Source organism: Pseudomonas sp. BF-B-15 (genome assembly GCF_019946675.1).
Lineage (GTDB): Bacteria > Pseudomonadota > Gammaproteobacteria > Pseudomonadales > Pseudomonadaceae > Aquipseudomonas > Aquipseudomonas migulae.
The window spans coordinates 1-10773 of the sequence record NZ_JAGYFZ010000151.1 but is presented as its reverse complement, the minus strand read 5'-3'; the positions used below and the strand labels follow the sequence as shown (position 1 = coordinate 10773).

Here is a 10773-nt window from a genome sequence, read left to right as displayed (position 1 = left end):
ATTATACGGGGATTGGGGGAGGGGGTGTCTGGTTTGAGATTGGTGGTGTCTGAACAATTGCTATCGCTAGCAGGCTAGCTCCCACATTGGATCTTGGGTGTTCACAAACTCTTATGTGCACAGAAGATCCCCTGTGGGAGCTAGCCTGCTAGCGATGGGGCCAAGTCAGGCAATGACGATATTCAGTCTTCTTTTTTCATCAACCCAGCCAACGCCGCAAACGGGTTATGCGTCGCCTTGGCAATCTTCGGCGTGCTCAACGAGCCCTCACCGAAATACTGCTGGTCGGTATACCGCGAGTGCTCGTTGTCGTGGCAATACAGGCACAACAATTCCCAGTTCGACCCATCCTGCGGGTTGTTGTCGTGGTTGTGGTCGCGGTGGTGCACGGTCAGTTCGCTCAGGCGCTTGCCGGAAAATTCACGGGCGCAGCGGCCGCACACGTGCGGGTACATCTTCAGGGCTTTGTCGCGGTAACCCATTTCCTTGTCGCGCTGGTTGTCGGCGAGGATGCGGTCCAGCTTCGAGGTGTTGGTCGGTGTTGACGAACTCATGGGTTCACCTTTGTAAAAGACTAATGACGGTTATGACGTAAGTTTAGCCTAGCCCTTGAGCTTCTCGGCAATCCAGATGGTGTGGCGGGTGCCCTTGTTGCCGTGGGCGAAGACCTGGACTTCCTCGGCCTTGAAGCCCGCCTTCTTCAGTTTGTCGGAAAACTGCTTGTCGGCGCTGGCCGACCAGACGGCCAGCACCCCTTTTGGGCGCAGGGCTTTGGCGCAGGCGCTCAGGCCGCCCGAGGAATAGAGCCAGCTGTTGGCTCTCTGGGTCAGGCCTTCCGGGCCGTTATCGACGTCGAGCATGATCGCATCGAAACCTTGCGGTTCGGCCTGCAGCACGTTCGCCACGTCTTCCATGCGAATCACCGTGCGTTTATCCAGCAACGGGTTCCCGGCTTTCTCGCCCAGCGGCCCGCGATTCCACTCGACCACGCCCGGCACCAGTTCGGCGACCACCACTTCAGCGCTCTTGCCCAAATGCTTGAGGGCCGAGGCGAGGGTAAAGCCCATGCCCAGGCCACCAATCAATACCCGTGAATTCGGCCGTCCGGCGACCTTGCGGCAGGGGATCTCGGCCAGCGCATCTTCAGAACCGTGCATGCGCGTATTCATCAATTGTCCGCCGTCGCCGCCCTGGATCTTGATGACGAAATCCTCTCCGTATTCGAACAGGCACAGGGCACCGCCGTTTTCAGGGATAGGCGCGGTGTCGAGCAGAACGAAACGTTTCATGGGGATCTCTTGAGGAGGAAGGGCATGGGGGAGGCAAACGAACGCAGTTGGGAGTAGCCTGCAAATAGACAACAAGGCTAACGGAGCCATTGATGAAGCGCACCATTCTAACGGTCATTGCCTTGGCCGCGCTCTCGATAACTGCAGTGCAGGCCCAAGAGCTGCAAACCATTCCGACCAGCCCGTCGCCGCTCCCCGGTTCGCCCGGCACGGCAACACCGACGCCGTACCCGCAGATCACCCCCAACAGTGTGCCTAAAGTCGGGCCTGGCAGTGGCGGGCCGCCGCTGTTGCCGCCGATCATCGTGCCCAGCCCGCCCAAGGATCAGCCCTTGCCGGGGCTTGAGCAGAACCGCACGAAGATCAAGTCGCCCGGTGGTTAAACCTGCTGCGAGAGTAGTTGCCCGTCGGCCATGCGCAGGCGTTTTGACAGGGAGACGGCGAGGGCGCGGATGATCTTGGCGGCGATTTTCGGCGCGTCGTTGAGCATCTTTTCCAGGGAGTCCTTGCCCAGGTTCAGCAACTGGCAATTGCTCGCGGCTACGCAACTGGCGGAGCGCCGTTCGCCATCGAGCACGGCCATTTCGCCGAACGCCCGACCGCTGCGCAGCGTGGCCATGGTCACCCGTTGTCCGTCGCTGTTGGTTTTTTGTACCGCGACCTGGCCGGTATGGATGATGCACATGAAACTGCCGGCATCGCCTTCGCGGAAGATCTCTTCGCCCTCGGCCACCGTGCTGATGCTGAAGTAGCCCGAGGCGGCGGCGAAGTCGGCGGGCAGCAGTTGATCGAACAGGCCACAGTCCATCAGCCAGTCGCGGATTTCGTTGTTCAGTAAGGTCGGTTCTGACATGTCGTCACGGTCTTTTTCTTGTGTCTGGTTCCGGTTCTTCTGGATGCCCTCAATCCTTGTGGGAGCGAGCCTGCTCGCGATGACGGTGGCACATTCAATACAAATGTTGGATGTACCGCCGCCATCGCGAGCAGGCTCGCTCCCACATTGAAGGGGCATGGGTGTTAAGACCGAATCACCGAGCCAAGTTCCTCAGGCAATGCCCAAAACCCCGAAAACAAATGCGTATTCGAGTGCTACGTCACGCAATCCCTGATAACGGCCACTCATTCCGCCATGCCCGGCGCCCAATTCGGTCTTGAGCAGCAGTTGATGGGTATCGGTTTTGGTCGCGCGCAATTTCGCTACCCACTTCGCCGCTTCCCAGTACTGCACGCGACTGTCGTTGTAGCCGGCGATCACCAGCGTCGCCGGATACGCCTGTGCGGTGACGTTTTCGTACGGAGCGTAGGCTTTGATCCGATCATAAACGTCCGGCTCTTCAGGATTGCCCCACTCGTCGTATTCCGTGACGGTCAGCGGCAGGTCCGGGTCGAGCATCGTGTTCAACACATCGACGAACGGCACTTCGGCAATCGCCGCGCCGAACAGCTCCGGCCGCATGTTAAGCACCGCGCCGATCAACAACCCGCCGGCACTGCCACCGCTGATCGCCAATTGCTGTGAGGTGGTGAAACCGTTGGCGATCAGGTGCTCGGCGCAGGCGATGAAGTCGCTGAAGGTGTTGTGCTTGTGTTCCTGTTTGCCGGCGCGATACCAGGCTTCACCCAACTCGCCGCCGCCGCGCACGTGGGCGATGGCAAACGCCACGCCGCGGTCCAGCAGGCTCAGGCGCGCGTGGGAGAACCACGGGTCGAGGCTTTCGCCGTAGGCGCCGTAGCCGTACAGATAAAGGGGTGTCGGCTTGCCGAGGGCTTCGCGCTTGACCACCAGGCTGATCGGCACTTGCGTGCCGTCCGGTGCGGTCGCCCAAAGACGCTGGCTGACATAGGCGTCGGCGTCGAACGGGCCGAGCACCGGGGTTTCCTTGAGCACTTTCTGTTCGCCGCTGACCAGGTCCAGTTGGCGGATTTGCGCCGGACGGTTCAATGCTTCATAGCGCAAGCGGATCCGCTCGCTGACGAATTCCAGGCTGTTTTGTACGTGCAGGCTGTAGGCCGCATCCGGCAATTGCACGCGGTAGCTCGGCAGGTCTTGCGGGTGAACCTCGATGATCGGCAAGCCGCCGACCCGCAGGCTCAGCGTCAGGGCGCCGGCGTTGAGGCTCATGCCGTCGATCATCGTGGTGTCGCTGTGGGGAATCAGGTTCTGCCAGTCGGCTTCGGTCGGCGCGACGCCGGTATCGACGGCCGTGTACAGGGCAAAGTTGATGCCGTCGCGGTTGGTGCGAATGAACCAGGTCCACTCGCCGTCGAGGGCGCCGTGGTCGACGTCGTACTCGTGGTCTTCGACCCGTGGCGCCACGCAGGTAAACGCCTGTTGCGGCTGGAACGCGTCGAGCACCCAGACTTCGCTTGTGGTCTTGCTGCCCAGCGCCAGCAGCAATTGCTGCTCCGAGCTTGAACGGTAGCAATGCATGAAGAAACGGCCATCCGGCTCATGGAACACTTCTTCGGCCGCCGTGCCGTCCAGTCGATAGCGGAACAGCTTGTGCGGGCGATGGGTGTCGTCCAGTTCGCCGAAAAACAGCGTCAGGCTGTCGTTGGCCCAGGTCATGCTGCCGTCGCAGTCGGCGAATTCCAGTTCGCTGACGCGGCCGCTGGATAATTCCTTCACGAACAGCGTGTAAATCTCATCGCCCGTGGTGTCGAGGCTGTAGGCCAGGCGCTGGTGGTCCGGGCTGATGCTGAACGCGCCGAGGGAAAAGAAACCGCCGTTGGCCAGTTCGTTCGGGTCCAGCAGCAGCTGTTCCTGGCTTTCGTCGAGTTGCAGGCTGTCATCCGCCGGGCGCGGGCAGCGGTAGTGACGGGCGTATTCGTCGCCGGCGGTGGTGCGCGTGTAATACAGATACGGGCCCCACGGGGAGGGCAGCGACAGGTCGGTTTCGAGAATCCGGCCCTTGATCTCTTCGAACAGGGTTTCGCGCAGGCCGGCCTGATCGGCGGTTTGCGCCTCTAGATAGCGGTTTTCAGCCTTGAGGTAATCGAGCACCACGTCGGTGTCACGTTCCTGCAGCCAGGCATACGGGTCAGAACCTTCAGCCTTGTGGGCAATCGGGGCGCTGGTGATGTTGGCGGATTGGGGCATGAAGGGCTCTCGGGCGATGTACGGAATAGAGGGGTTCGCAGGCTATAGGCAAATGACGCAAATCCCTGTGGGAGCGAGCCTGCTCGCGAAAGCGGTGTGTCAGTCGCCATCAATGTTGCTGACAGGACGCCTTCGCCGGCAAGCCGGTCTCGCTCCCACAGTGTTTGTGCATAGCCGGCCGGCATTGGGGCAAGCCTGATGTGCGAAAAGTCGTTACTATAAGCGCCTCTTTGCCTGCCTTGCCATGGACACCATGACCGAGAACGACTATCTGATCGCTTGGGGCCTTTACGCCTTCGCCGCTTTAGGCTGCCTGTTGGTGTGGATGCGCATGACCCGCTGGATGTGGCGCTGGTTGCGCGAGCCCCTGCGGCTGCTGGTCGCTGTGTTGCTGTTCAGCCCGACGATCATCGATCCGGTGAAGGAAAAGGTCGCACCGGCCATCGCCATTACCGCCCTCGATCTCGCGTTCAAGGTTGGCAACAATGCCTGGCGGGCGGTCTCCGATCTGTTCATGTACGGCATGATCGCCTTCGGCATTTACCTGGTGTTCGTGGCGATCCGATTCCCGATCGAACGCGCCTCCAACGCTCGCAAGGAACGTACGGCGGCCGCCAAGGCTGCGGCCCGGGCCGACGACCCTGACGACGATCATCCTTTCGGCGGTGCCGGTGATGACCGTTACGGTCGTCCGCCGGTCCCGAGCAACCCTCAGCGTATGCGCGTCGAACCGCGTTTGTAACCTTGCCCCTGCCTTACAGAGAGTCCGAGCATGTGTGAGTTATTGGGCATGAGCGCCAATGTGCCGACCGATATCGTGTTCAGCTTTACCGGGCTGATGCAGCGCGGCGGCCGCACGGGCCCGCACCGCGACGGTTGGGGAATCGCCTTTTATGAAGGCCGCGGCCTGCGCCTGTTCCAGGACCCAGCGGCGAGCAGCGAGTCTGAAGTCGCCAACCTGGTGCAACGTTATCCGATCAAGAGCGAAGTGGTCATCGGCCATATCCGCCAGGCCAACGTCGGCAAGGTCTGCCTGTCCAACACCCATCCGTTCGTGCGCGAACTGTGGGGGCGCAACTGGTGTTTCGCCCACAACGGCCAACTGGCGGACTTTCAGCCGATCACCAGCTTTTATCGCCCGGTCGGCGATACCGACAGTGAAGCGGCGTTCTGCGATCTGCTCAACCGCGTACGCGCGGCGTTCCCGGAACCGGTAGAGATCGAAACACTGCTGCCGGACCTGGTAGCCGCCTGCGCCGAATACCGTAGCAAAGGCGTGTTCAACTGCTTGCTCAGCGACGGCGACTGGCTGTTCTGCTATTGCTCGACCAAATTGGCGCAGATTACCCGCCGAGCACCCTTCGGCCCGGCGCGCTTGAAGGATGTCGACGTGATCGTCGATTTCCAGGCCGAAACCACGCCCAACGACGTGGTCACGGTCATCGCCACCGAACCCCTGACCGAAAACGAAACCTGGACCCGCTACGAACCGGGCCAATGGAGCCTCTGGCGACGCGGTGAATGCGTCAGCCAGGGCAAGACCGAATAAGGATTCTCCCCCATGTTGCTCAGTTATCTACGGCTGGTGTTGTTCGCGGCGGGCCTGTTGATCGGCGTCCAGGTGCCGGGGTTCATCAACGACTACGCCAAGCGGGTCGAAGCGCACCTGATTGAGGCGCAGACCGGCTTGAGCGGTTTTCAGGGCACCGCCATTCAATTTTTCAAGGGTGACATGCAGGCCCTGGTCGCCCACTACCGCGCCAGCGAAGACCCGGTTTTCCGCAGCGATGCCGACAGCCTGAGCAACCTGCTCACCCGTCAACTGGCCCTCGATAAACAATTCCAGGCCATGCAAGGCCCGTGGTACATCCGCTTCCTGCAGGTTGTACTGGCCGCCGACCCGGATATCCGCAAAGAAACCTGGAACGGCTACAGCTACCAGATCCTGCTGACGCCGGAAGCGATGATCTGGGGCATGAGCGGCGCGTTGCTGCTGTCGTTCGGGATTGAATGCCTGTTCCGGCTGATCGACTGGGTGGTGCTGGGCGGCAAGCGCCTGCGCCAGAGCCGGCCGATTGAAGAGCGGGATTTGCGCGGGTTGTAAGTGATCAGCGCGCAAGGACGATGTAGTTTTCGCCGACCTTGCGCGCATACCCCGCCAGCACCTGCTGACACAACGCGACAATCTCCTCGACCCATTCCGCCCCGGTCCGCCAGGACACCACCACTTGTAAATCCGGTGGCCGTTGATCGATGGCCAGCAAGGTCAATTCGCCGCGCGCCAGCTCCTCGGCCACCAGCACCGGTGGCAACGCGCCAATGCCGAAACCGTCCCGCAGCAGCCGGGTAATCGCCGACACCGAATTCACGCAGTTCAGCCGTGGCGTCATGACGCCATTGGCCTGCATCAACGCGAGCACCTCTTGATGCGGGTGTGAGTTTTTCGAGTAGGTAATGATCCGCTCCCGCGCCAGATCGGCCACGCTGGAATACTCGCGGTTGTAGATCGAGTTGCTGGCAGCGATCCAGCCCATCGGGTGACTGGCCAGCTCCAGGCTGCGCACGCTTTCCTGACGCAGCAGATCGGTTTGCAGGATCAAGTCGAGGAAGCCTTTTTGCAGCTGATCGCAGAGGTTGAGCGAGGTATCGGCCACCAGCTCGATTTCCACCAGCGGATAGTGATCCGTCATCTGTGCCACCAACGGGCTCAGCCAGGTATGAATCACCGTGTCCATCACGCCGATGCGCACCCGTCCGACCTTGCTGGAGCGGGTCTCGATCGACTGCTTGAGCGCTTGCATGGTGTCCATCATCTGCTCGGCATGTTCGAGCACTTTCAAGCCTTCGGGCGTCAGGCTCACGCCGCGTGAATCGCGCAGGAACAGCTTCACCCCGAGTTCGCCTTCGAGCACGGCGATGCGGCTGGAAATCGACGCCTGGGTGGTGAAGAGCTTGTCGGCGGTCAGGCGAAAACTTTTAAGTCGGGCGACCCAGACGAAGGTCTCGAGAAACTTCAGGTTCATGGGGTCAGCTCGTGGATAAAGTTTTCTTATGTCTAAGGCGGGTTTTTATTAGTTGGACGCAACAGGGCCCAGCGCCCAAAAATCAGGCCATCCGGTTCCCACGATAGGCGTCGTCGGGGCTCAGAACAATACCAATAAAATTTGCACGGAGAGTTGCCATGAGTGCGCCCGACACCACCGTCATCCCGAAAGCCACGGCTCGCCCGGGACCTTTCGACTGGTACCGCAACATCAATCAGCAGGAACGCCGCACATTCTGGAGCTGCAAGATCGGCTACGGCCTGGATGGCATGGACACCCAGATGCTCAGCTTCGTGGTGCCGACCCTCATTGCGATGTGGGGCATCACCACCGGCGAGGCCGGGCTGATTCACACCAGTACGCTGATTGCCTCGGCCATCGGCGGCTGGGTGGCGGGGATTCTCTCCGACCGCATCGGCCGCGTGCGCACCTTGCAACTGACGGTGCTGTGGTTCGCCTTCTTCACCTTCCTCTGCGGCTTCGCGCAAAACTACGAACAACTGCTGATCAGCCGCACCTTGATGGGCTTCGGTTTTGGCGGCGAGTGGACCGCCGGCGCGGTGCTGATGGGTGAAGTGATTCGCGCCAAGGACCGTGGCAAAGCGGTGGGCATGGTGCAATCGGGCTGGGCGCTGGGTTGGGGGCTGACGGCGATCCTGTATGCGCTGCTGTTCTCGGTGTTGCCACCGGAAGACGCGTGGCGCGCACTGTTTATCCTCGGCATCGTCCCGGCGGTTTTCGTGATCTTCGTCCGCCGCCTGGTCAAGGACCCGGAAATCTACCGCGAAGCCAAGGCCAAACAGGAACCGAGCAACCCGGCGAAGTTCTACGAGATTTTCGCCCCCGGCATCCTCTTCACCACGCTTCGCGCTTCGATACTGACCACCGGCGCACTGGGCGGTTACTACGCAATCACTTCCTGGCTGCCGACGTTCCTGAAGAACGAACGTGGTTTGAGCGTACTCGGCACGGGCGGTTATCTGGCGATGGTGATCGTCGGTTCCTACGTCGGTTACGTCATCAGCGCGTATTTGACTGACATCCTTGGCCGTAAGAAAAACTTCATTCTGTTCGCGGTGGGCTCGTTCACCATCGTGTTGCTTTACACCCAATTGCCGGTCAGTAACGGCGTGATGCTGTGGCTGGGCTTTCCGTTGGGCTTCTTTGCCTCGGGGATTTTCAGCGGCATGGGTGCCTTCCTGACCGAGTTGTTTCCGACGCGGATTCGCGGTTCGGGCCAGGGCTTTTGCTACAACATAGGCCGGGCGCTGGCGGCGTTGTTTCCGCTGTTGATCGGCTTGCTCAGCCAGAAGGTGCCATTGAGCGTAGGCATCGGAGCGTTCGCGGCGGTTTCCTACGGGGTGGTGATCCTTGCGGCGTTGAGCCTGCCGGAAACCCGTGGCAAACAACTGGATGCGCAGTAATCTGCCCTCATCTGAAAAGAACAAAACCTACAGGAGTGTTCACCGTGAGCCGCCTGCTATTGAACTGCGACATCGGCGAGAGCTTCGGCAACTGGACCATGGGTCTGGACGCCGAGGTCATGCCCTTCATCGATTGCGCCAACATCGCCTGCGGTTTCCATGCCGGCGACCCGAGCATCATGCGCAAGACCGTCAGCCTGGCCCTGAGCAACGGCGTGCAGATCGGCGCCCATCCGGCCTATCAGGATCTGGTCGGGTTCGGCCGTCGTTCCATGGCATACACCGCCCAGGAACTTCAGGACATTCTGCATTACCAGATCGGCGCCCTCGACGGCCTTTGCCGGGCCCAGGGCGGGCGAGTCAGCTACGTCAAACCCCACGGTGCGATGTACAACGACATGATGGCCAACCCGGCGCAATTGCGCGCCGTGCTGCAGGCCGTGGCGTCTTATGACAAGACGTTGCCGTTGATGCTGATGGCCACCCGCGACAACAGCGCCGCACAGCGATTGGGTGATGAGTACGGCGTGACGTTGTGGTTCGAAGCGTTCGCCGATCGTGCCTACGACAGCGCCGGCATGCTGGTTTCGCGGCAACTGCCGGGTGCAGTGCATCACGATCCGGAAAAAATCATCGAACAGGCACTGACCATCGCCCGTGGCGACAACCTGACCGCCAGCGACGGCAGCGCCTTGCATCTACAGGCCAACACCCTGTGCGTGCACGGCGACAACGCCAGTTCCGTGGCGGCCGTGCGGCGCATTCGCGAAGCCCTCGATCAGCAGAGTGCGCCATGAAACTTCGGGTGGAAGTGGTGGCGCTGGATTGCCTGATGGTGCGGCTGTTCGATGAGATCGCCGAAGCCAACATGCCGTGGATGCTCGCTGCCAGCGAAAACCTGCGTGCGGCGTTTGGTGCGCATCTGATCGATCTGGTGCCGTCGTATACGACGTTGATGGTGCATTACGATCTGACCGAATTGAGTCCGGCGCAGGCGCGGGAATTGATCGCCGAAGCACTGATCGATTTGTCGCCCAACACTCGCACCGGGGGCAAATGTCACGTGCTGCCGGTCTGGTATGACGTGAGCGTCGGTCCGGAACTGCGCCTGTTGTCTCAGCGCAGCGGGCTGGCCGTGGAGGAGGTGATCCGCCGCCACAGTGACCGTGAATATCAGGTGTTCGCCTTGGGCTTCGCGCCGGGTTTTGCCTTTATGGGGTTGGTGGAAGAGGTCCTCGCCGCACCGCGCCTGAATACGCCGCGCAAAAAAGTCGCGGCCGGCAGTGTCGGGATCGCCGAACGGCAAACCGCTGCCTACCCGGTGGTGTCCCCCGGCGGCTGGAACCTGATCGGCCGCACCCCGGCCAAACTGTTCGACCGCGAACGCGATGGCTACAGTCTGATGCAACCGGGCGACACCGTGCGTTTTGAAGCGGTCAGCCACGCCGAGTTCATCAATCTGGGCGGTGACGACACGCCACTGGAGGCGCAGGCATGAGCCGGTTATCGATTGAAGCGAGCACACCGTTGTGCCTGTTGCAGGACGCCGGCCGTTTTGGCGTGCGGCATCTGGGCGTGACCCAGGGCGGCGGGCTGGATTGGCGCTCGATGTCCTGGGCCAACTGGCTGCTGGGCAATGCGCTGGATGCACCGGTGATCGAAATCACCCTCGGCGGGTTCAACGTTGTTGCCGAAGAGGATTGCTTGCTCGCGCTGGCCGGGGCGGACCTTGGCGCACAGTTGGACGGTCAGGCGCTGGCGCCGTGGCGCAGTTTCAAGCTGCGCAAAGGTCAGCGCCTGCAGTTCACTCAGCCACTCCTGGGAGCGCGGGCTTATCTCGCGGCTCCGGGCGGCTTTGATGCGCCGAAGGTGTTGGGCAGCAGCGCGACGGTGGTGCGTGAGGAGCTGGGTGGGGT

At 61.3% G+C, this 10773-nt stretch carries 12 protein-coding genes and 1 pseudogene; 8 read left to right on the top strand and 5 right to left on the bottom strand.

Going from position 1 to position 10773, the window contains the following annotated elements; translation table 11 throughout:
* Positions 1–182: 182 nt before the first annotated feature.
* Positions 183–554 (bottom strand): YajD family HNH nuclease, encoded by a 372-nt coding sequence (locus tag KGA97_RS27880; RefSeq protein ID WP_007944009.1) that lies wholly within the window; start codon positions 552–554, stop codon positions 183–185.
* A gap of 48 nt (positions 555–602) precedes the next feature.
* Positions 603–1289 (bottom strand): spermidine synthase, encoded by a 687-nt coding sequence (locus tag KGA97_RS27875; protein ID WP_223481878.1) that lies wholly within the window; start codon positions 1287–1289, stop codon positions 603–605.
* A gap of 92 nt (positions 1290–1381) precedes the next feature.
* On the opposite strand from KGA97_RS27875, the gene KGA97_RS27870 reads away from it, so the two are divergent.
* Positions 1382–1672 (top strand): hypothetical protein, encoded by a 291-nt coding sequence (locus tag KGA97_RS27870; protein WP_192228708.1) that lies wholly within the window; start codon positions 1382–1384, stop codon positions 1670–1672.
* Here KGA97_RS27870 and KGA97_RS27865 read toward each other — a convergent pair.
* A complete protein-coding gene (locus KGA97_RS27865) occupies positions 1669–2142 on the bottom strand; it encodes a cyclic nucleotide-binding domain-containing protein (RefSeq protein ID WP_008035048.1) in 474 nt (157 codons plus the stop codon). The two genes, KGA97_RS27870 and KGA97_RS27865, sit on opposite strands and share 4 nt — an antisense overlap.
* A gap of 192 nt (positions 2143–2334) precedes the next feature.
* Positions 2335–4389, bottom strand: coding sequence for a S9 family peptidase (locus KGA97_RS27860; RefSeq protein WP_223481877.1), 2055 nt, complete (start codon positions 4387–4389; stop codon positions 2335–2337).
* 244 nt (positions 4390–4633) lie between these two features.
* On the opposite strand from KGA97_RS27860, the gene KGA97_RS27855 reads away from it, so the two are divergent.
* The 3 genes from KGA97_RS27855 to KGA97_RS27845 are packed head-to-tail and all read left to right on the top strand — an operon-like array spanning position 4634 to position 6493.
* Complete coding sequence (locus KGA97_RS27855; protein ID WP_192228710.1) at positions 4634–5131, top strand: MFS transporter; 498 nt, start codon at positions 4634–4636, stop codon at positions 5129–5131.
* Positions 5132–5161: 30 nt separating this feature from the next.
* Complete coding sequence (locus KGA97_RS27850; protein ID WP_008035054.1) at positions 5162–5938, top strand: class II glutamine amidotransferase; 777 nt, start codon at positions 5162–5164, stop codon at positions 5936–5938.
* Positions 5939–5950: 12 nt separating this feature from the next.
* Complete coding sequence (locus KGA97_RS27845; RefSeq protein ID WP_008035055.1) at positions 5951–6493, top strand: DUF2937 family protein; 543 nt, start codon at positions 5951–5953, stop codon at positions 6491–6493.
* Between the two features lie 4 nt (positions 6494–6497).
* Here KGA97_RS27845 and KGA97_RS27840 read toward each other — a convergent pair whose 3' ends face one another.
* Positions 6498–7412: a LysR family transcriptional regulator gene (locus tag KGA97_RS27840; protein ID WP_008035056.1), complete on the bottom strand. Its 915-nt coding sequence runs from the start codon at positions 7410–7412 to the stop codon at positions 6498–6500.
* A 158-nt stretch (positions 7413–7570) separates the two neighbouring features.
* On the opposite strand from KGA97_RS27840, the gene KGA97_RS27835 reads away from it, so the two are divergent.
* The 4 genes and pseudogenes from KGA97_RS27835 to KGA97_RS27820 all read left to right on the top strand — a co-directional run.
* Positions 7571–8857: an MFS transporter gene (locus KGA97_RS27835; RefSeq protein ID WP_008035057.1), complete on the top strand. Its 1287-nt coding sequence runs from the start codon at positions 7571–7573 to the stop codon at positions 8855–8857.
* Positions 8858–8901: 44 nt separating this feature from the next.
* On the top strand, positions 8902–9654 hold the full coding sequence (locus tag KGA97_RS27830) for a 5-oxoprolinase subunit PxpA (protein ID WP_008035059.1): 753 nt from the start codon (positions 8902–8904) through the stop codon (positions 9652–9654).
* Positions 9651–10355: a 5-oxoprolinase subunit PxpB gene (gene pxpB / locus KGA97_RS27825; protein WP_223481876.1), complete on the top strand. Its 705-nt coding sequence runs from the start codon at positions 9651–9653 to the stop codon at positions 10353–10355. The genes KGA97_RS27830 and pxpB overlap by 4 nt, the downstream gene beginning before the upstream one ends.
* Positions 10352–10773 (top strand): annotated as a pseudogene (locus tag KGA97_RS27820) (allophanate hydrolase); the annotation flags it as partial. The gene pxpB and the pseudogene KGA97_RS27820, both read left to right, overlap by 4 nt.